19 protein-coding genes are annotated in these 19,483 nt (G+C 54.6%); 11 read left to right on the top strand and 8 right to left on the bottom strand.

The genetic code is table 11. From position 1 onward, the window contains the following. Window positions 1-238: 238 nt before the first annotated feature. The gene (locus ACR0BD_RS11760) at window positions 239-538 is read left to right on the top strand and encodes a DUF6477 family protein (protein WP_480697318.1); all 300 of its coding nucleotides are present in this window, start codon (window positions 239-241) and stop codon (window positions 536-538) included. Here ACR0BD_RS11760 and ACR0BD_RS11755 read toward each other — a convergent pair whose 3' ends face one another. Next, window positions 539-2,083, bottom strand: a complete 1,545-nt coding sequence (locus ACR0BD_RS11755; RefSeq protein WP_480697320.1) for a trimethylamine methyltransferase family protein — start codon at window positions 2,081-2,083, stop codon at window positions 539-541. A gap of 132 nt (window positions 2,084-2,215) precedes the next feature. Beyond that, window positions 2,216-2,698 (bottom strand): GNAT family N-acetyltransferase, encoded by a 483-nt coding sequence (locus ACR0BD_RS11750; RefSeq protein WP_480830621.1) that lies wholly within the window; start codon window positions 2,696-2,698, stop codon window positions 2,216-2,218. 40 nt (window positions 2,699-2,738) lie between these two features. On the opposite strand from ACR0BD_RS11750, the gene guaA reads away from it, so the two are divergent. From guaA to ACR0BD_RS11705, 9 genes are all read left to right on the top strand, one after another. Beyond that, window positions 2,739-4,298, top strand: a complete 1,560-nt coding sequence (gene guaA / locus ACR0BD_RS11745) for a glutamine-hydrolyzing GMP synthase (protein ID WP_480830620.1) — start codon at window positions 2,739-2,741, stop codon at window positions 4,296-4,298. 95 nt (window positions 4,299-4,393) lie between these two features. Continuing rightward, window positions 4,394-5,299: a DMT family transporter gene (locus ACR0BD_RS11740; protein WP_480830618.1), complete on the top strand. Its 906-nt coding sequence runs from the start codon at window positions 4,394-4,396 to the stop codon at window positions 5,297-5,299. Window positions 5,300-5,423: 124 nt separating this feature from the next. Beyond that, on the top strand, window positions 5,424-6,566 hold the full coding sequence (locus ACR0BD_RS11735) for an OmpP1/FadL family transporter (protein WP_480830615.1): 1,143 nt from the start codon (window positions 5,424-5,426) through the stop codon (window positions 6,564-6,566). A gap of 98 nt (window positions 6,567-6,664) precedes the next feature. Beyond that, window positions 6,665-7,561 carry a DMT family transporter gene (locus tag ACR0BD_RS11730; RefSeq protein ID WP_480830613.1) on the top strand — a complete coding sequence of 299 codons (897 nt, stop codon included), beginning with the start codon at window positions 6,665-6,667 and terminating at the stop codon, window positions 7,559-7,561. 49 nt (window positions 7,562-7,610) lie between these two features. Further along, window positions 7,611-8,483, top strand: a complete 873-nt coding sequence (locus ACR0BD_RS11725; RefSeq protein ID WP_480697332.1) for an ATPase — start codon at window positions 7,611-7,613, stop codon at window positions 8,481-8,483. 39 nt (window positions 8,484-8,522) lie between these two features. Next, window positions 8,523-9,461 carry a homoserine O-acetyltransferase MetA gene (metA, locus tag ACR0BD_RS11720; protein ID WP_480830611.1) on the top strand — a complete coding sequence of 313 codons (939 nt, stop codon included), beginning with the start codon at window positions 8,523-8,525 and terminating at the stop codon, window positions 9,459-9,461. Between the two features lie 4 nt (window positions 9,462-9,465). Beyond that, window positions 9,466-10,416 carry an alpha/beta fold hydrolase gene (locus ACR0BD_RS11715; RefSeq protein ID WP_480830609.1) on the top strand — a complete coding sequence of 317 codons (951 nt, stop codon included), beginning with the start codon at window positions 9,466-9,468 and terminating at the stop codon, window positions 10,414-10,416. A gap of 48 nt (window positions 10,417-10,464) precedes the next feature. Further along, window positions 10,465-11,337, top strand: a complete 873-nt coding sequence (gene ppk2, locus ACR0BD_RS11710) for a polyphosphate kinase 2 (RefSeq protein WP_480830607.1) — start codon at window positions 10,465-10,467, stop codon at window positions 11,335-11,337. A gap of 93 nt (window positions 11,338-11,430) precedes the next feature. Beyond that, window positions 11,431-12,045, top strand: coding sequence for a TetR/AcrR family transcriptional regulator (locus ACR0BD_RS11705; protein WP_480830604.1), 615 nt, complete (start codon window positions 11,431-11,433; stop codon window positions 12,043-12,045). Between the two features lie 6 nt (window positions 12,046-12,051). On the opposite strand, the gene ACR0BD_RS11700 is transcribed toward ACR0BD_RS11705, so the two are convergent. From ACR0BD_RS11700 to ACR0BD_RS11690, 3 genes are all read right to left on the bottom strand, one after another. Next, window positions 12,052-13,110 (bottom strand): adenylate/guanylate cyclase domain-containing protein, encoded by a 1,059-nt coding sequence (locus ACR0BD_RS11700; protein WP_480830601.1) that lies wholly within the window; start codon window positions 13,108-13,110, stop codon window positions 12,052-12,054. Beyond that, on the bottom strand, window positions 13,107-13,475 hold the full coding sequence (locus ACR0BD_RS11695; RefSeq protein WP_480830599.1) for a group I truncated hemoglobin: 369 nt from the start codon (window positions 13,473-13,475) through the stop codon (window positions 13,107-13,109). The genes ACR0BD_RS11700 and ACR0BD_RS11695 overlap by 4 nt, the downstream gene beginning before the upstream one ends. A gap of 121 nt (window positions 13,476-13,596) precedes the next feature. After that, window positions 13,597-14,439, bottom strand: a complete 843-nt coding sequence (locus ACR0BD_RS11690) for a glycosyltransferase family 25 protein (protein ID WP_480830597.1) — start codon at window positions 14,437-14,439, stop codon at window positions 13,597-13,599. 140 nt (window positions 14,440-14,579) lie between these two features. On the opposite strand from ACR0BD_RS11690, the gene speB reads away from it, so the two are divergent. After that, window positions 14,580-15,554 carry an agmatinase gene (gene speB, locus ACR0BD_RS11685; RefSeq protein WP_480830595.1) on the top strand — a complete coding sequence of 325 codons (975 nt, stop codon included), beginning with the start codon at window positions 14,580-14,582 and terminating at the stop codon, window positions 15,552-15,554. A gap of 18 nt (window positions 15,555-15,572) precedes the next feature. Here speB and ACR0BD_RS11680 read toward each other — a convergent pair whose 3' ends face one another. The 3 genes from ACR0BD_RS11680 to ACR0BD_RS11670 all read right to left on the bottom strand — a co-directional run bounded on the left by ACR0BD_RS11680 (window position 15,573) and on the right by ACR0BD_RS11670 (window position 19,441). Beyond that, entirely contained in the window at window positions 15,573-16,793 is a 1,221-nt protein-coding gene (locus ACR0BD_RS11680) for an aminopeptidase P family protein (protein ID WP_480830593.1), read from the bottom strand. Window positions 16,794-16,952: 159 nt separating this feature from the next. Then, entirely contained in the window at window positions 16,953-18,164 is a 1,212-nt protein-coding gene (locus ACR0BD_RS11675; protein ID WP_480697350.1) for an ABC transporter permease, read from the bottom strand. Window positions 18,165-18,169: 5 nt separating this feature from the next. After that, window positions 18,170-19,441: an ABC transporter permease gene (locus ACR0BD_RS11670; protein WP_480697352.1), complete on the bottom strand. Its 1,272-nt coding sequence runs from the start codon at window positions 19,439-19,441 to the stop codon at window positions 18,170-18,172. Window positions 19,442-19,483 lie beyond the last annotated feature (42 nt).

Genomic DNA, 19,483 nt, shown 5'->3' with positions numbered 1-19,483 from the left:
ACTTGCCCTCGTCGACAAAACAATTCCGTTCTCAATCGCCCCCGATGAATTTGTTAACCAAAACTAACTAGAGTTGCTTTCGTTACTCGTTCGTTAACCCAAGGCGGTAAGTGCCAGATTTGATTTAAAATCATAAACACTGGTGAAGTCAGAGTTCGGAGGGAAAGCACCCAAGGCAACACCCGTTAAAGTTGTGTGACAAAAGTGGCGACTTTCATTCGGACAAGGAATCCAGAAAATGCAGGACCTGATGACCATGATTACCGCCCTTCGCCGCCCTCGCCTTTTGGCGCGGGCCGCAAGACATGGGGCGCGGGATTATGATCGGGATCGCCACCTTCAGCGTCTGCTGGGCTACGGTTCTCTGCCAAGCACAGGCGCTGCGCTTGTCCGACTTTTAGAGCTGGAGAAAGAAGTTAACGCGCTACGTCTGGCCGAGGATGCCGCATATTCTCTGGCACGGCACCTGGATGTGCTCATCGCGCTTTTGGGCGAGGCGCAGCTGTACAAAGCCAGCCGCGCCGCGCAGTATCAGTAATCAGGCGAAGGCATCCGGCATGGATGCCTTTTTCTTTTCAATGTACTCGTTCAGAGCGGCATGGATTGCCGGGTCGAGCTGCGGCTGTTGGTAGTTGGCCAACAAGTGTTCGACCCGTTCCGAGGCCAGTTGCCGCGTGTCCCGCGCGCCTTCGTCTTCCCAGGTCTCATAGGGTTTGTAGTCCAGCAACTCGGACTTCCAGAACGCTTCCTTGAAGTTCGCTTGTGTGTGCGCGCACCCAAGATAGTGACCACCGGGCCCAACTTCACGGATCGCGTCCATCGCCTGAGCGTTTTCGTCATAGGCGATCCCTTTGGCGAGGCCGTGCAAAACGCCCAACTGATCGGCATCCATCACGAACTTCTCAAAGTCAGCGACAAGGCCGCCTTCGAGCCAGCCGCAAGCGTGAAGCATAAAGTTCACACCGGACATCAGGCCCATGTTCAACGAATTAGCGGTCTCGAACGCCGCCTGCGCGTCGGGTAGTTTGGAACCACAGAAGGAGCCGGCCGAACGGAACGGCAGCCCAAGTCGGCGTGCCAGTTGCCCTGCCCCATAGGTCACCATCGACGCTTCGGGCGTTCCAAACGTCGGCGCCCCTGAGTTCATGTCGATGGAAGACACGAAAGCACCAAAGATCGCAGGTGCACCCGGCCGCACGATCTGGCTGTACGAGACACCGGCCAAAACTTCGGCCAGAACCTGCGTCAACGTCCCGGCGACCGACACAGGCGCCATCGCGCCCCCGACAATAAAGGGCGAGATGATGCATGCCTGGTTGTTTGCGGCGTAAACCTCAAGCGACCCCATCATCACATCGTCGAAGGTCATCGGCGAGTTGATGTTGGTCAGCGACGTCATGACCGTGTTTTGCTGAACAAAGTCTTTGCCGAACAGAATCTCGCACATTTCGACAGAGTCTTGCGCGCGGCTTGGGTCGGTTACGGACCCCATGAACGGTTTATCCGACAAGGTCATATGGGCCATCAGCATATCCAAATGGCGCTTGTTCACCGGAATATCCGTCGGCTCGCACACGGTTCCGCCCGAGTGGTGCAGCCACTTGGACATGTATGCCAGTTTCACGAACTTGTTGAAATCGTCCATCGTAGCATAACGACGACCGCCCTGAGCATCCCGTACAAACGGGGGGCCATAAACAGGGGCCAAAACCAGATTTCGCCCGCCGATAACCACCGATTTTTCGGGGTTACGCGCATGCTGCGTAAACTCGCTGGGCGCTGTCTTGATCAACTCGCGCGCCAAGCCGCGAGGGATGCGAACACGTTCTCCATCCACATCTGCGCCCGCGTTTTTCCACCGCTCCAACGCTGACGGGTTGTCGACAAAGTTTACGCCGACTTCAGCCAGAATTGTTTCCGCGTTTGCTTCGATGATCTGCAACGCTTCTTCGTTCAGAACTTCGAAATTCGGAATATTACGTTCGATGTATTTGGCGGTTTCGATGCGAACCGCAGTGCGTTCGGCCCGGCGGGCGGCGCCACCGCCACCTCTTGCCCGACGCCGGGTGTTTGCCTCAGCCATGAGAAGATCCCGTCTATTGGTTGATTTGATGATTTTGTTAAAGGAACCGACCAATGCCAAGCATATGGATTGCGGCGCTATAGGGGAAAAAGCGACATCTAAGCGGCGTCTTTTGACAAGCCCGCCATCACCTCAATCCAAAGGTTTTTCCATCAGGATGCTGTTTCCCGAAACCTCGACCGTCACCCAGCCCAGATGTTGGTACATGGAAACCGTCTTTTGCATCTTTTGATGTGTTCGAAGCCTTTGGCAGTGCAAGCCCGCGTCCTTACCCGCCTTTTCAGCCAGGTTCATCAGTTTCCTTGCAAGCCCTTCTCCCTGCGCCAAAGGCGAAACGGCGAGATTGAAAATCATGACGCAATCATCGACCTGATCAAAAACGATGAAGCCCACCACATCACGCCCGGACACGGCAACCCAAGCTTGATGACCGGTGATATCATCCGCCACTCCGCCGGCGACATTTGGCATGTCAGGGATATCCACCAACGCTTGGGCATAGGCAGCCTGAATGCACTCGGTCGCGCCGTTTGCATCATCTCGGATGGCGCGGCGAATGATGATCTCAGGCATTTCGACCTCTTTCCGGGTTTCACCCTGCATAATTGGCGTCATAGAGCTTGCACATGCAAGGCTTGCAACCTAATAGCCAACCATGACCCAAGACACGCATGACCGCCTTCTGATTATCGACTTCGGCAGCCAGGTAACGCAGCTTATTGCGCGACGCCTGCGTGAGTTGAACGTCTATTGCGAAATCCACCCTTATCAGAACGTCACAATGGAATTTGTGCGCGGAATGGCCCCCAAGGCTGTGATTTTCTCGGGCGGCCCAGACAGCGTAACGCGCGACGGATCCCCTCGCGCGCCCCAAGAGATCTTTGATTACGGCGTTCCTATCCTTGGGATTTGTTATGGCCAGCAGGTCATGATGCATCAATTGGGCGGCAAAGTCGAAAGCGGGCACGGCACTGCCGAGTTCGGGCGGGCGTTCGTTACACCCAATAACAGACTGGATATTCTGGACGGCTGGTTTGCCGAAGGCGACGAACAGGTCTGGATGAGCCACGGTGACCATGTCAGCCAGATCGCCCCGGGTTTTGAGGTTTACGGCACCTCACCCAATGCACCATTTGCGATAACGGCCGATCCGAACCGGCACTTCTATGCCGTTCAGTTCCACCCCGAGGTTCACCACACCCCCAAGGGCGCAAAACTATACGAGAACTTCGTAAAACTGGCCGGGTTCAGCGGCGACTGGACCATGGGTGCCTACCGCGAGCAGATGATCGAGCAGATTCGTGCGCAGGTAGGCGATAAAAAGGTAATCTGTGGTTTGTCCGGCGGCGTTGATAGCTCGGTCGCGGCAATTCTGATCCACGAGGCGATCGGCGACCAATTGACCTGCGTCTTTGTCGATCACGGGCTGTTGCGCAAGAACGAGGCGGATGAAGTCGTCGGCATGTTCCGGGACAATTATAACATCCAACTGATCCACGCAGACGAAAGTGAACTTTTCCTCGGCGAGCTTGAAGGGCAAAGCGATCCTGAAACCAAGCGTAAGATCATCGGCAAGCTGTTCATCGACGTGTTCCAGAAACACGCAGATACAATTGACGGGGCTGAGTTCCTTGCTCAAGGCACGCTTTATCCCGATGTGATTGAATCGGTCTCTTTCTCTGGCGGTCCTTCCGTAACAATCAAGTCTCACCACAATGTCGGCGGCTTGCCCGAGAAAATGGGCCTCAAACTGGTTGAACCACTGCGAGAGTTGTTCAAAGACGAAGTGCGCGCATTGGGCCGTGAACTGGGCCTGCCCCAAAGCTTTATCGGCCGCCATCCCTTTCCTGGGCCCGGTCTGGCCATTCGTTGCCCCGGTGAGATCACGCGTGAAAAACTTGATATTCTACGCGAAGCTGACGCGGTCTATATCGACCAAATCCGGAAACATGGTCTTTATGATGAGATCTGGCAGGCTTTCGTCGCGATCCTTCCGGTCCGCACTGTCGGCGTTATGGGCGATGGACGCACTTACGATTATGCATGTGCGCTGCGCGCAGTAACCTCGGTAGATGGAATGACCGCAGACTATTACCCCTTTAGCCACGAGTTTCTGGGAGAGACCGCAACGCGGATCATCAACGAAGTCAAAGGTATCAACAGATGTACCTATGATATCACGTCGAAGCCTCCGGGAACGATCGAATGGGAATAGCGCAAAGCCGGGCACTGACCCGGCTTTTTTTATTGCGAAAACTCGGAACTCTGTTTTGTTCCCAAGTCGAACCTCCACGCATGTAAAGACGCGTCATGGACACCAAAAAACCTCAGATCGGCAAAGTTGCACTATGGATGACCGGGGCGATTGCGTCGTTTTCTTCCATGGCTGTCGCCGGGCGCGAACTGAGCGTGACGCACGACACCTTCGAAATCATGTTCTTCCGCAGCCTCGTCGGGATTTGCGTGGTGGCCCTGGTTTTGACAGTCACTAGCAAATGGCACCAAGTCTCGACGCATCGACTCGGGCTACATGGCGTTCGGAACGTACTGCATTTTACGGGGCAAAACCTGTGGTTCTATGCTGTTTCCGTTGCTCCACTCGCACAGGTATTTGCGCTGGAATTTACGCAACCGATTTGGGTCATCTTATTATCACCCTTGTTGTTGAAGGAACGTCTGACAACAGTTCGGGTCATGTCCGCTTTGATTGGCTTTGCGGGCATCCTCATCGTTGCACGCCCCGGAGCCGTTCCCCTGAGCGCAGGTATCTTAGCCGCGGCAGCCTCGGCTGTGTTTTTCGCGCTGACAACAATATCAACAAAGAAGCTGACCCAATTCGCCAGCATAGGTTGCATCATGTTCTGGCTGACAGTGATTCAGGCTGTATTGGGATTGGTTGCTTCGGGCATTGATGGGCACATCACTCTGCCGACTTTGGACACCGCCCCGTTTTTGTTGCTAGTCGGTTTGGCCGGCTTGCTGGCCCACTATTGTATCACTAACGCGCTGGCTATTGCCCCGGCCACAGTGGTCATCCCGTTTGACTTTGCGCGTCTGCCTACAATCGCGATTGTTGGGGTGATTCTTTACCACGAACCGCTGGATCATTGGACGCTTCTGGGCGCTCTGGTGATCTTCTCGGGTATCTTTCTGAACGTTCACGCCGAGAATCGTAACAGTTTAGCAACAGTTTTGCGTAACAGTCGTGTCAAGTAACGCACCGTCACCAGTTGACGCTAAAATGAACGACGAGTGAATATCGAGCGACACAAGTAATCTTTCTGCGCGTTTTACACCACATTACGGCGCAGCTCACAGGACAGAAGATGGGAGGAATTCGATGAAAAAGGCGCTTTTACAGGCGTGCGCTTTATGCGTTGGCGCGACCGGCGCTCAGGCTGGGGGGCTTGATCGCAGCGGACAGGGCATCAACGTGATCTTTGAGGACGGCTCGGTCGTTCAAGCTCGGCTGGGGTTCACCACACCCGATATCAGCGGCGAACAAAACGGCGTCGAGTCGGGTGACGTGAGCGAGAATTTCTTCTCACCTGGTTTGGCATACAAGCGCGCCCTTACTGACACTTTGGATTTTGCTCTTATCTACGATCAGCCATTTGGCGCAGATATTGCCTATCCTTCCAACTTTCCGTTGTCCATCAACCCGCTTGCACCACTGGGCGGTCGCACAGGAGTTCTCAGTGCGGACGCGGATGTAGACGCCCTGACAGCCGTTTTGCGCTATAAGCTGGGCAGCGGTTTCAGTGCGATTGGCGGTATTCGCGGCCAGCGCGCGGAAGCTAACGTTTCGGTTCCCTTCGTGGCCGGTTACGAAGTCGATTTCGACGACGCAATTGATTTCGGCTACCTGGTCGGTGTCGCATGGGAACGCCCGGAAATCGCGGCACGTGTTTCGCTGGTCTATAACTCGAAAATCACCCATGACTTGGGTACGACAGAGACGTTTGACCTGCCAGTCCCGCCGGGTGCCCCACCAGTTGGTGTTGTTCCTGTAACTCAGGAAAGCACGACGGAAATTGAAACACCGCAGTCTGTGAACCTTGACTTCCAGACAGGTGTTGCACCGAAGACCCTTGTCTTCGGCTCGATCCGCTGGGTGGACTGGCCGCAGGCGGCCGTTGCGCCTGATGTGTTCTCAACTCTGACTGGGGGAACGGACCTTGTGAACTTCGAGGACGACACCTTCACCTATACACTGGGTGTCGGATACCAGTTCTCGGATGCATTCTCGGGTGCGTTGTCGGTCGGTTATGAAAGAACCACCGGTTCCGAGGTTTCGAACCTCGGCCCGACAGATGGTTTCTGGAGCATCGGCGTAGGCGGGACTTACACCATTGAGAACGCTCAGATCTCAGGTGGTTTGCGCTACACCGACATCGGTGACGCGACGACCACTACCGGCGGTGAATTTTCGGGTAACTCAGCTTGGAGTGTTGGTCTCCAGCTGACATACGCTCTGAACTAATCGGAAAAAACACAACTATTAACGGCCTCGCCCAAAAGGTGGGGCCGTTTTCGCATGTTTCGGGTCGCGCCATCGGCGCAGGGGTGCGAAACAAAGCCATGAGCACGCAAAAACACCTCTCTGCCAAAGCATGGGCAGAACTCTTGTTACTCGGATTGATATGGGGAGCATCCTTTGTTGCGATCCGTATCGCGCTGGATACGGTTCCCGTTATGACATCGGTTCTTCACCGGGTGCTCTGGGCGACTTTGGCTTTGTGGCTGGTTGTCTGGCTGAGGGGTTTGCCAGTCCCAACGTCGCCGCGCATTTGGTTTTCGTTCCTAGTCATGGGTCTGCTGAACAACGCCTTACCGTTCACGCTTATGGCGTGGGGACAGCTACATATCGAAACGGGTCTAACTTCGATCCTGAACGCAACAACTGCGATTTTCGGTGTGTTAGTCGCGGCATTTTTTTTCGCGGATGAACGCCTAACCCTTCCGCGCGTCATTGGCGTTGGCCTTGGTTTTGTGGGGGTGACCACAGCCATAGGCTGGCAGAACTTCACCAACTTTGACATCCGCAGCTACGCGCAACTGGCGATCCTGGCTGGAACAGTATCGTATGCCCTGGCAGGTGCCTGGGCCCGCGCGACTTTGTCAGGCTTGCCACCTGTCGTAGCTGCTGCCGGAATGCTAACAGGAGCGACGCTTTTCATCCTTCCAATCACGTTGTTTGTGGATGGTCCTCCGTCGCTGAGTTTGCCCGTAATTACATGGGCAGCGATTGGCTACTACGCGTTGATCGCAACGGCTGGTGCTTACCTGTTGTATTACCGTGTGCTGGCCCTTGCAGGCGCGGGAAACCTGATGCTTGTAACACTGGTCATCCCGCCCGTTGCTATTGTCCTGGGGTCGCTGCTGCGCGACGAAACCCTTCCACCGCAAGCCTTTCTGGGATTTGCAATTCTTGCGCTGGGACTACTTATGCTCAACCGCTCAGGTCGACCCGATTGACGCCGCCCCCTGCCCGTTTTAGCAAGGTCGGAAAAAGGGATATGGGTCGATGATTTACAGCTCGGCAAAAGACTGGCGAAACGCCCCGCGTAAAAAAGTGCTGTTCTTCGGCATGTCCGGCCTTGGAAAAACGTACGTATCAAACGTCCTGCGGGATTCGGGCAATTGGTTCCACTATTCCATCGATTACCGGATCGGCACCCGGTACATGGGGGAATACATTACCGACAACGCCAAGGCTGAAGCGATGAAGGTCCCCTTCTTGCGCGAACTGCTGTTGTCCGACTCAATCTACATTGGCTCAAATATCTCATTCGAAAACCTGACCCCCGTGGCCGCGTATCTTGGCAAACCCGGTGATCCAGCCTTGGGCGGGTTGGAACTGTCTGAGTATCGCCGGCGTCAGGAGCAGTTTCGCCTGGCCGAAATCCACGCTCTTCTGGACACAGAATACTTCATTGACCGGGCGGAACGCCTATACCAATACCCCAATTTCATCTGTGATACCGGCGGTTCTATCTGCGAGTGGGTTGATCCCGATGACCCCCGCGATCAGGTACTCTCCGAGCTTTCGCGTCAGACACTGATGATCTGGCTCAAGGGGGATGAGGATCACACGGCTGAGCTGATCCGCCGATTCGACAAGGCACCTAAGCCCATGTCATACCAGCCCGAATTCCTGACCCGCGTATGGGATGAATACCTTCAGGAAAAGGGTTGCGAGCCGTCACAAGTGGACCCCGATGCTTTTGTCCGGTGGACCTACGCCAAAGCCTTGGCGCATCGTCAGCCACGGTACAAAGCTATGGCTGAAAACTGGGGCGTTTCCGTAACGGCAGACGACATGCACAACGTCCGTGATGCGGGTGATTTCGACGAGTTGATCGAACGCACTCTTGAGACACAGCCAAACCGCGCTTAATTACCCCTCTTACACTCTGTTTCCAAAGGCTTGCACCTGATGCCGATCAAGATTCCCTCTGACCTGCCTGCATTCGACGTCCTCAGCAAAGAAGGCGTCATGGTCATGGCCGAGGATCAAGCAATGCGTCAGGACATTCGCCCCTTGCGCATCGGTTTGCTGAACCTGATGCCCAAGAAAATCCAGACAGAGAACCAGTTCGCCCGCCTGATCGGGGCAACACCGCTGCAAATAGATCTGTCGCTGATCCGTATGACCGAACACCGGACAAAGAATACGGCTGCCGAGCATATGGCCGAATTCTATCGTCCTTTTCAGGAGGTCAAAGACGAAAAGTTCGACGGCCTGATCATAACCGGGGCGCCGATTGAGCATCTGGAATTCAATGACGTCACCTACTGGGACGAGATCAGCGAAGTATTTGATTGGACCCAGACTAACGTTCATTCAACCTTCGGCGTATGCTGGGGTGGTATGGCGATGATCAACCACTTCCACGGCGTCCGCAAACACATGCTGGATGCCAAGGCCTTTGGCTGTTTTCGCCACCGCAATCTGAATGCGGCATCACCATTTCTTCGCGGGTTTTCGGACGACTGCTTCATACCTGTCAGCCGTTGGACCGAGATGAAGCAAGAAGAGATCGACGATACACCGGGACTGACTACTCTGTTGGGCAGCGAGGAAGTCGGACCATGTCTTGTCGAAGACCCGAGCCATCGGGCGCTCTATATCTTTAACCATTTTGAGTATGATCGGGATACGTTGAAACAGGAATACGACCGGGACATTGCCAACGGTACGCCAATCAACGTTCCTGCCAACTATTACCCGGATGACGATCCGACCCAGACGCCGCAGAACAGGTGGCGCAGCCATGCACATTTGTTGTACGGCAACTGGATCAGTGAAATCTACGGAACCACGCCCTATGACATCAGTCGGATCGGCGTTGATACGACCGATCTGAGGGCCTGACGAAATGATACGAGCAGGCGTCATAACCCTTACGGTTTTAGTCCTGCTATGGGGTCTGGCAGTTTGGCGCGCCAACCGGAATGAAGCCCAGACCGAGGTGGATTTTCCACCCGAAGGGCAGATTGTCGACGTTGATGGCATACCTGTTCACGCGGTGGTCATGGGCCAAGGACCAGACGTTGTTTTGATCCATGGGTCCAGCGGCAATACACGCGATATGACCTTTGCTTTGGCTCCCATTCTGGCCCAGAACTATCGTGTCATTGTATTTGACAGGCCGGGACTGGGGTACAGTGCCAGCTTCAACCCCGATGGTGAAACCATCACGGAACAGGCGGAAATCCTGCAAAAAGCTGCAGCGATTTTGGGGGCAGAAAAACCGATTGTTGCCGGTCAAAGCTATGGCGGATCGGTGTCATTGGCGTGGGCCATAACGCGCCCCGACAATATATCCGGGCTTGTGTTGATCGCTGCTGCCGCCATCCCGTGGGAAACACCGTTGGATGGCTTTAACAAGATGGCCTCAACGCCAACGGGGAATGCGCTAGCTCTCCCCCTGATCAGCGCCTTTATACCCAGCTGGTACGTCGAAAGTGCGTTGGATCGCGTGTTTGCCCCTCAAACAGCGCCCGAAGGATACGCGGATCACTTCGGTCCCGGCCTTACAATCCGACGCGCCTCGATGCATGCAAACGCCAAGCAAAGAGCCAACCTTCTGGAAGAAGTACGCGCGCTACAGCCGCGCTATGGTGAGATAGACGTTCCCACAGAAATCGTACACGGAACGGCGGATGACACGGTTGGTTTGGACTGGCATTCCAATCGTTTGATCGACCAAATCCCCGGCGCGGAATTGATCGAACTTGAAGGGATCGGCCACATGCCGCAGGTCGTCGCAGCCCCCGAAGTTGCCGCAGCCATTGACCGGGCCGCACAACGCGCGGGTTTGCGTTAATCCCCCGGCTAATTCATAGTAAGATATGGATTTTATTTGGGGGACCTCATGAGCCGTTCCGAAAACGATGCCATCGAAAAATACTTTCGCGAAAACGCCCCCAAAGATGTTCGGCAAGCGATTGAGAACGCGGGAAAAGACGACATCCTGAACCCGACCTATCCTTACGACGAAAAAATGAAGCGTAAGGACTATGAAAAACAGATGGAGGCTCTGCAGATTGAGCTGGTCAAGATGCAAGCTTGGGTCAAATCAACCGGCAATCGTATCGCCATGGTTTTCGAAGGTCGGGATGCAGCCGGAAAAGGTGGCACTATCAAACGTTTCCGCGAGAATCTTAATCCCAGAGGCGCGCGCAATGTCGCCCTCAGCAAACCGACAGATCAAGAACGAAGCCAGTGGTATTTCCAACGCTACGTGTCCCATCTGCCGTCCGCAGGTGAAATCGTTTTCTTCGATCGAAGCTGGTACAACCGAGGCGTGGTTGAAAACGTGTTTGGGTTTTGTGAGCCGCAAGAACGTGAGCTATTCTTCCGACAGGTCCTTCCGCTCGAGACTGGGTTGGTTGATGATGGAATTCAGCTATTCAAATTCTGGTTGAACGTTGGCCGCGCAGAACAGTTGAACCGCTTTCTCGCCCGTGAAACCGACCCTTTAAAGCACTGGAAGCTAAGCCCAATCGATATAGCCGGGCTTGCCAAGTGGGATGAGTACAGCCAGTCAATCTCAGAAACCCTCACCCGAACGCACTCTGAGAATTGCCCATGGACCATTGTTCGTTCCGACGACAAAAAACGCGCCCGCCTCGCTGCGATTAGAACGGTCCTACACGCGGTGGACTATGATGCCAAAGACACCGATGCTATTGGCGAAAATGATTCCAGTATCTGCGGCGGTCCGGAAATCTGGGAAGCGCAGTAAACCTGAATACCCCAAAGGCGCGTTGGACCCGGGCAAGAAGACACACTATGTCTTGATTTTACAGGCAAAACAAAAAAGGCGACTGATCAGGGGATGACAAAACGCGGCTATCACCACGGCAATCTCAAGCAAGCGTTGATCGAGGCAGCCTTGTCTTTGATCGAAGATAAGGGCCCCACTGGTTTCACCTTGTCCGAGGCCGCCAAAACCGCCGGTGTGACGCCTGCCGCAGTCTATCGTCACTATCAAGGGCGCGAAGATCTGATCGCCGAGGCGGCCCGTCAGGGTTTTGAGATGTTTGCTGACCTCATGCAATACGCTTACGACAAGGGCCAGCCTTCTGCGCTGGCCGCGTTTGAGGCAACGGGGCGCGCCTATCTTGCCTTTGCGCGCAAACACCCCGGGCATTACATCGCCATGTTCGAAAGCGGTATCTCGGTGAACCGCACACCCGAGCTTTCGTTGGCGTCAAATCGCGCAAAAAACGTATTGGAAAAAGCCGCGGCCGATCTGTCGCAACACATTCCGCCAGAAAAACGCCCTCCTGCTTCGATGTTCAGCGCGCATATTTGGGCAATGAGTCATGGCGTCGTTGAATTATTCGCACGCAATACCGGAGCAAGTTCTCCTTTCCCGCCAGAGGAACTTTTGGAAACCGGTATTGGTATATATCTGCGGGGCTTGGGTTTGGTTCCACCGGATGAATAAGCGGCTTTAGAGTACCGATTTAGGCTGCGGCATGCTCAGGCCGGACGACACCTTTATCAGATCCATTTCGCCCATACCCTTGATGTTTTCGCGGCCCAAGTCGGACACCTGAAATTCATCGATCAGCGCATATTTCATTTCGTTCGGAGCAACTATTTCCATCGGGTTTGCAAATACTTGCAGGCGTGCAGCCGTGTTCACTGCCGGCCCGAACACGTCATATACGTATTTCTGTATACCAACGACAGAACCTACGACCGGCCCCATTCCAAGTCCGACGCGGGCCTGCCATTTGTGGGGATGGTTTTCATTCCGACGCTCTAAATAACGCAGAAACCGCACTGCACAATGTGCAACAGAGGTCGCGTGGTCTGGTGACGCGTCAGGCATACCGGAAACGGCAAGATAGGCGTCGCCGATCGTTTTGATCCGATCACACCCAAACTGTTCAACGATCCTGTCAAAGGCGGTAAAAATATCATTCAATTCGCTCAACGTAACCGTCGGATCGGTTCGGGCTGCGAAATCCGTGAACCCGACAAAGTCTAGCATGACCACTGAAACTTGCTCGTATAGCTGAGGGCTTACGACGCCAAAGGTCTTGAATTCCTCATACACCGCGCGCGGCATCAGGTTGAGCAGCAGCTTTTCAACCCGTTCTTTTTCGCGCTCCAACTCTCGTGTATTGCGCTCGACCATGGTTGAGTAGCTGTCGATCATACTCTCCAGCTCTCGAATCCGGGTGATGTTCTGACACTCGATGACCAGCAGCTGTTCTTCGGCCCCGGTCGCAAGGGACACCGCGGTCGCAAAGACTAACGTCCTGCGTTTGGGTTTCATCTGCATTTCAACCGAGTATCGCAAACCCGACTGCTTGACGTCTTCCAACTCGCGTGGATCAAGATCCGGGAAAACATCCAATAGCGTCTGACCGGCACTGGGGGCTCCGAACCATTCCGAGAAGGGGCCATTTACGAAGACAAAGCCGAAATCTGATGCCCTGACCACGGCCACTCCGACGCCGATCGCGCGCAGTAATTGTTCGTTTATCTCGAGAATGCTCATGCCGCGCGACGCGTAACGATAATCGCACGTTTGGATTCGATAGCTGCAACAGCAATCTCAATATGGTCGTCTTCCATGCCATGCATTTCCAGCGCCTGCGCGAACAAGTCCGCCATTTCGTCGAAATCCGCATGCGAGATGTCGAGGTGCTGGTGAACCGCTTGTATCCGATCATCGCTAAAAGACGCGGGCCCACCCACCAGTGAGGACACAAATTTAGTCTGATGATCGATCAACCGAGGCATGTCGATGTCTTCGAAATGATCGCCAATCTGGTCGGAATCCAAGGCCATCTCATAGAAGGTCATCACGACCCTGCTGATCGTTTTGAAGCCGCCATATCTGTCGTAAATCGTCTGGCCCATACCAAAAACCCTAGCATTAACCTACAACAACACCGCAACGATATATCAAATCGACAGTTTTGTTAACGTTAATAGGCTTGATGTGTAAGGGATTGGTTAACCCTGCACAGAGATTGCGCGCTTAGACGCTCAGGTCCTCGGCGCAAGGGATGAAACCGCAATAGCCGCCCTGCTCCAACAACCGTTTTTGACCACCCAAACGCCAGTATAATTTACGACCGGCGGCCTTGACCTCTCGCTGAAGGCGAAACCAGGTTGGTCCCTTGTCCAGACCGCTGTTGGTTTTATGGTCCTGAGACCGTTCGCTCACCTTAACTTCTTCCACGATTTCTGCTTGTTGTTTGGACCAGATGACCTGCACGCCTACCGCTGGAAAAAGCTGAAACATCCGCCAGTCCGGACGCGGAATGGACACAAAATCGTCCAGGTGGTCCGAGTATTCGACAGACCAATCCAGTAGTTTACGGCAAGCCGTTTGTGACAGAATATAAGCCGCCGCACTCGGTGCCATTTCCAACATCGGACGGGCCGTCACCGGGCCAATTTGTGTCGTCGCGCCGAAACGTAAAGAACGCGGTGAATAATCCAGTTTGACAAAGTCATACTCCCCTTCACGCTGCAGGATATCGACTATCACACGCCCGGCAGTTTCCGACATTTCCAAGTCATCTTCAAAGATCGCGACGGCGCGCAAACCTTTTTCTACCGCAGCTTTCCAAACCGCTCTGTGGCTTTCGAAACAGGCGATTTCACTTTGCTTCAAACCCCAGCGGCTGCCGGTTCCCGGAACATAGCCGTTTCCGTCCAAAGCTCCTGCCACCTGCCCATCTGTGGCGCTGAATCTCGTTGCGCCAGCTAGACCGGCACGGGCGAACTGCGCTTCCATAAAGGTGCGTCTGGCCGGTACGCGGTCAAGGTTGATGTAAAAAACACCCGTTTCCGGTGGCAGTTCAAAAGCTTCCAAGGCGTTTCCTTTCCAACGTCCCTGTCAGATAGACATTGAAGAGGAAAACATTCAAGCTGACCTTCCGAAACCTCGCCGCTATTCACAGCGTGTGATCTCAACTAAGTTGCTTTGGAAGAACAAGAAACGAGGATCGCGAAATGTCATCGCATGGGTACTCAAGTGGTCGTTTGAACCTACCGTTCGTCGGGATTTCAACGTTTGGAAAATCGCCGTACGTCGAGGATTGGGATCAAATCGACGCGGACGTCGCCATATTGGGTGCTCCGTTCGACTTCGGCACGCAATGGCGGTCCGGGGCAAGGTTCGGTCCGCGCGCCGTTCGCGAAGCCTCAACCCTGTTCAGCTTTGGCCACGCCGGTGCGTATGACCATGAGGATGACGCCACTTATCTGGATAGCTCGGTGCAAATGGTCGACATTGGTGATGCGGATATCATTCACACCAAGACCGACGAAAGCCATGCCAATATCCAGTTTGGAGTCGAAAAGATTCTGAACGCAGGCGCCCTGCCCGTGACGATTGGCGGCGATCACTCGATCAACATTCCCTGCATCAATGCGTTTGCTGATGACTGCGAAGAGAATGGCCCGATTCATGTGGTTCAAATCGACGCTCACCTGGATTTCGTAGACGAACGGCATGGTGTTACCGCAGGGCATGGCAACCCAATGCGGCGCGCAATCGAAAAGCCCTATGTGAGCGGAATGACCCAGCTTGGGATCCGCAACGTATCTTCGACCGCCAAGGAAGGCTACGACGACGCGCGCGCGCGCGGTTCAGACATACTATCGGTACGTCAGGTACGAAAGCTGGGTACAGAGGGCGTTTTGGCGCGTATCCCCAAGGATGCTCGGTACTATGTCACGATCGACATTGACGCCTTCTGCCCCTCGATCGCGTCTGGGACCGGTACGCCCAGCCACGGTGGTTTTCTTTACTATGACGTTCTGGAGATTCTGCAGGGTCTCGCAGGACAAGGCAATGTGGTCGGGATCGACCTGGTCGAGGTTGCACCGAATTATGACCCTACAGAAAGTACTCAGATTTTGGCTGCTCAGGTGTTGTTGAACTTTATTGGGTTCATTTTTCACGAACGCAGCAGGAGGGGATAACCTCCTCCTGCCGACGGATCACGCATGGATCGTGTTGTGCTCCGGCCCATATGGGAAGCCTGTGATATTCTGCGCGCCGGTTTCATCGACCACCAGAATATCATGCTCGCGATAACCACCCGCGCCGGGTTGTCCTTCGGGGACCCATAGCATTGGCTCCATTGAGACGACCATGCCGGGTTCAAGCACAGTGTCGATATCTTCTCGCAGTTCCAGGCCAGCTTCACGTCCGTAGTAATGGCTAAGGACGCCGAACGAATGGCCATACCCAAATGAGCGATATTGCAACAAGCCCTCATCAGCAAAGAACCGGTTGATCTCTGCGCAAATGCCGGAACAGGTCGCACCCGGTTTGATGAGGCTAAGACCCAGCTCATGCGCAGCCACATTTGCCTGCCAAATGCGAAGACTGTCTGCGTCAGGCTCACCCAGGAACAGGGTGCGTTCAAGCGCGGTGTAATAGCCTGAGATCATCGGAAAGGTATTTAGTGACAGGATATCGCCCTTTTGCAGCGCGCGTTTCGTAACCGGATTGTGTGCGCCATCCGTGTTCAAACCAGATTGGAACCAAACCCAGGTATCGCGGTATTCTGCATTCGGGTAAGCCCGCGCGATCTCAGCCTCCATCGCATCGCGGCCCGCCATCGCAACCTCGATCTCGGTTACGCCTTCGCGAATGGCGGCGTGAATGGCGGCTCCGCCAATGTCTGCGGTGCGCGCGCCCCCTTTGATCAGCTCAATCTCTTCGGATGATTTCACCATGCGCGCCGCCATCGTGTCCGGGGCAACATCCAACAATTCGACCGCGCCCAGCATGTCCAACGCGGTATCGCGCATGGCCAGTGTAAGGTGGTCGCCTTCAACCCCGATCCTGCGCGCAGAGCCGATCAGACTGGCGACCGCGCGCCAGTAGTTGTTCCGCTTCCAGTCGGTGTAAATCACGTTGTCTTCGACCGAACGACGCCACGGTTGCCCCGCGTCGATATTGGCCGACACCGTCGTACAGGCATCCTGCGTCACGACGCAGCCGTAGGGACGACCAAAAGAGCAGTACAAGAACCCCGAATAGTACGCGATGTTGTGCATCGATGTTAGCAACACCACAGGAATATCTCGCGCGGCCATCATCTGGCGCAAAGCTGTCATGCGCCTTTCATACTCGGCCTTACTAAAGGGCAAAGCGGCCTTATCGCCATTGTGGCTGGTGAAAAATTCGGGGCGGTCGCTCAGATCAGTCATCATGGTCTCTCCTCTTGCCGGACAGGCAGTGCCCGGCCACAAGCCCCGGCGTTCAGGACAAGCGGCCTCGGGAACCGAGAGCCATGCGCCCGTTAAGATGTCACGACGCCATCGTGACCGGGCTACATACCGTATCGCTATTTCAGGTTTCGGCCTGCGTCAAGCCGGGCTCAACCCACGCAGTCGCTCTGACCGCCGCCGCAGCAGCTCTACCGTCGTGAGTAGCGCAATGGACAGAACCACTAGAATAGTCGCAACCGCCAGGATAGTCGGGCTAATCTGCTCACGCAGGCCGGTGAACATTTGCCACGGCAGCGTTTTCTGGCTGGCCGATCCCACGAACAGCACCACAACAACTTCGTCAAAGGATGTGATGAACGCGAACAAACCGCCCGAGATAACACCGGGCAGGATCAGCGGCATTTGAATTTTGAAGAAGGTGCGAACAGGCCCTGCCCCCATGTTTGCGGCCGCCCGTGTCAGCGATTGATCGAACCCGACCAGAGTAGCGGTCACAGTGATGATCACAAACGGAATACCCAGCACCGCATGCGCCAAGATGACCTTAACATAGCCGACAAAGTTCTTGTCCATGCCAAGGGTTCCTTCCAGGAACCGGCCAATATCGCTGTAGAAAAAGAACATACCCGTGGCCGAGATGATTAGCGGAACAATCATCGGTGAAATCAGAATTCCCATAATTGCACGCCGCCCAGGAACATGGCTTTGGCTCAACCCAATCGCGGCAAGCGTCCCCAACGAGACCGAGATGATGGTAGCGATCGGCGCAATGATCAAAGAGTTCTTAAAGCTTCGCTGCCATTCGTTATTGGTGAAAAAGTCGCGATAGTGCTTCAGCGAATACCCTTCTGGATCAAGGCGTAGCATCTCTGGCGTGAAGGTGAAGAAGTCCTGTGCGTTGAACGACAACGGCAGGACCACCAGGATCGGCGTGATCAGGAACACAAAGATCGCGCCGCAGGTGACACGGAACGCATAATGCCAGAACACTTGCTGCCCGGTCAGGTAGGGCAACAGTTTTTGCCGGTAGCGTCCTTCGTATAGCCAGAAAATGAAAAAGGCGAAGAACCAGCCGACCAACAAGCCGATAATCAAACCGGTCAATCCTGCAAACAATAGGCCAAGTGCGGCCATCCCCAGAATGGTAATCCAGCGGGCGGCACGCTCGTTGTCCAACATGGTGATATAGACCCACGCAAGACCTGCCATAAGGGCAGCGCCAATCAGGATACCAAGCAGAACACTGCCCTGCCCGGCCCCGACGAACATACCGACCAGACCTCCGGCGATGGCGACTGCTGGTAGAACCACGGACAACGGTTTGCGGGATATTGGTGTAAGTGCAGCCATCGTCTTTATCCCAGCTTAACGTTGTCGATGCCTACGATCTTGTCGTAGCACCAATAAAGCAGCAGCACGACCGCCAGCAGGATTGTCCCCAAGGCAGCTGCCAGTCCCCAGTTCAATGAGGACGAAATGTGATAGGCGATCCGGTTCGAGATAAAGACACCTTTGGTACCGCCGACGATTTCCGGCGTGATGTAGTAGCCGATGGCAAGAATGAACACGAGGATTGACCCCGCACCAATACCCGGAATGGATTGCGGAAAGTAGATACGCCAGAAGGTCGTCCAGTTCGTTGCACCCATCGATTTGGCCGCACGGGTGTAAGACGGCGGAATGGTCTGCATCACCGAATACATCGGCAGGATCATAAACGGCAGCAGGATATGCGTCATCGCAATGATTGTCCCGAACTGGTTGTTGATGATGACCAGCCGAGCATCATCGGCCACCAGCCCAAGCCAGACGAGGGTTTCATTGATGACACCTTGCTGCTGCAGCATCACTTTCCACGCTGAGGTTCGCACCAGCAAAGATGTCCAGAAGGGTAACAACACCAATATCATAAGCAGGTTGGACACCCGCATAGGCAATGTGGCCAGCAGATACGACACAGGGTAAGCCAAAATAATACACGCACCGGTAATGATCAAAGACATCATCAATGTGCGGCCGAATAGCTTGATCAGAATTTGCTTATCTTCTGGCTGCGCCTGAGCCCCCTCCGGCGTACGGCGCATGTCGACTGCATTGAGGAAATACCCGTTCGTTATTGGAACAGAATGCGTCTTGATCGTACGCCATGTATCCACGTCGCCCCAACCATCGTGGATTTCGATAAGCTTGTCTTTGAAAGGCCCGTCCGTCTCTGGGTCCAGCTTTTTGATCTGACGGCCCGACCGACGGAACATTGACGACATGCCGGTCTGCTCATAGTTCAATCGGGATCCAAGACGCGTGTGGGTTTTCGCGTCAATCGCGGTTACCATGTCCTTGGTGAATGCAGCATATAGCGCCTCATCCGGCAGCTCTCCGCTTTCCGCATCCCAGTTTCTAAGCTCAACCACAGTCAATGGCAGGGTTTCTGCCACGATGCTGTTTTCCACCGACCGGAATAGCATTGAAACGATTGGTATTACGAAAGACAGCAGGACGAATAACAACAAGGGCGCAATAAGTGCCAAAGCGCGCAATTTGCGGCGGCGCAAAGACCGTGCCAACGATTTCTTGAGAGGCGTACCATCGGCGGCCAACATAGGGCCGGTTTGCGTAGCGTCAGTCATCTGCGTCCCTTGGTCTTTGGTGGGCTGGGGCCAATAGCGGCC

The organism is Ruegeria sp. G5 (assembly GCF_056533365.1).
Note: the sequence above shows the minus strand (reverse complement) of the source record. Positions and strands in the feature narration are given on the sequence as shown.

Excerpts from the sequence above, each read along its gene's own strand:
- ACR0BD_RS11705 (WP_480830604.1), top strand. The coding sequence starts at position 11,431 with ATGACAAAACGCGGCTATCACCACGGCAATCTCAAGCAAGCGTTGATC.
- ACR0BD_RS11695 (WP_480830599.1), bottom strand. The coding sequence starts at position 13,475 with ATGGGCCAGACGATTTACGACAGATATGGCGGCTTCAAAACGATCAGC.
- ACR0BD_RS11730 (WP_480830613.1), top strand. The coding sequence starts at position 6,665 with ATGAGCACGCAAAAACACCTCTCTGCCAAAGCATGGGCAGAACTCTTG.
- ACR0BD_RS11675 (WP_480697350.1), bottom strand. The coding sequence starts at position 18,164 with ATGGCTGCACTTACACCAATATCCCGCAAACCGTTGTCCGTGGTTCTA.
- ACR0BD_RS11680 (WP_480830593.1), bottom strand. The coding sequence starts at position 16,793 with ATGACTGATCTGAGCGACCGCCCCGAATTTTTCACCAGCCACAATGGC.
- ACR0BD_RS11760 (WP_480697318.1), top strand. The coding sequence starts at position 239 with ATGCAGGACCTGATGACCATGATTACCGCCCTTCGCCGCCCTCGCCTT.
- ACR0BD_RS11670 (WP_480697352.1), bottom strand. The coding sequence starts at position 19,441 with ATGACTGACGCTACGCAAACCGGCCCTATGTTGGCCGCCGATGGTACG.
- ACR0BD_RS11715 (WP_480830609.1), top strand. The coding sequence starts at position 9,466 with ATGATACGAGCAGGCGTCATAACCCTTACGGTTTTAGTCCTGCTATGG.
- ppk2 (WP_480830607.1), top strand. The coding sequence starts at position 10,465 with ATGAGCCGTTCCGAAAACGATGCCATCGAAAAATACTTTCGCGAAAAC.
- speB (WP_480830595.1), top strand. The coding sequence starts at position 14,580 with ATGTCATCGCATGGGTACTCAAGTGGTCGTTTGAACCTACCGTTCGTC.
- ACR0BD_RS11735 (WP_480830615.1), top strand. The coding sequence starts at position 5,424 with ATGAAAAAGGCGCTTTTACAGGCGTGCGCTTTATGCGTTGGCGCGACC.
- metA (WP_480830611.1), top strand. The coding sequence starts at position 8,523 with ATGCCGATCAAGATTCCCTCTGACCTGCCTGCATTCGACGTCCTCAGC.
- ACR0BD_RS11740 (WP_480830618.1), top strand. The coding sequence starts at position 4,394 with ATGGACACCAAAAAACCTCAGATCGGCAAAGTTGCACTATGGATGACC.
- ACR0BD_RS11750 (WP_480830621.1), bottom strand. The coding sequence starts at position 2,698 with ATGACGCCAATTATGCAGGGTGAAACCCGGAAAGAGGTCGAAATGCCT.
- ACR0BD_RS11755 (WP_480697320.1), bottom strand. The coding sequence starts at position 2,083 with ATGGCTGAGGCAAACACCCGGCGTCGGGCAAGAGGTGGCGGTGGCGCC.
- ACR0BD_RS11700 (WP_480830601.1), bottom strand. The coding sequence starts at position 13,110 with ATGAGCATTCTCGAGATAAACGAACAATTACTGCGCGCGATCGGCGTC.
- ACR0BD_RS11725 (WP_480697332.1), top strand. The coding sequence starts at position 7,611 with ATGATTTACAGCTCGGCAAAAGACTGGCGAAACGCCCCGCGTAAAAAA.
- guaA (WP_480830620.1), top strand. The coding sequence starts at position 2,739 with ATGACCCAAGACACGCATGACCGCCTTCTGATTATCGACTTCGGCAGC.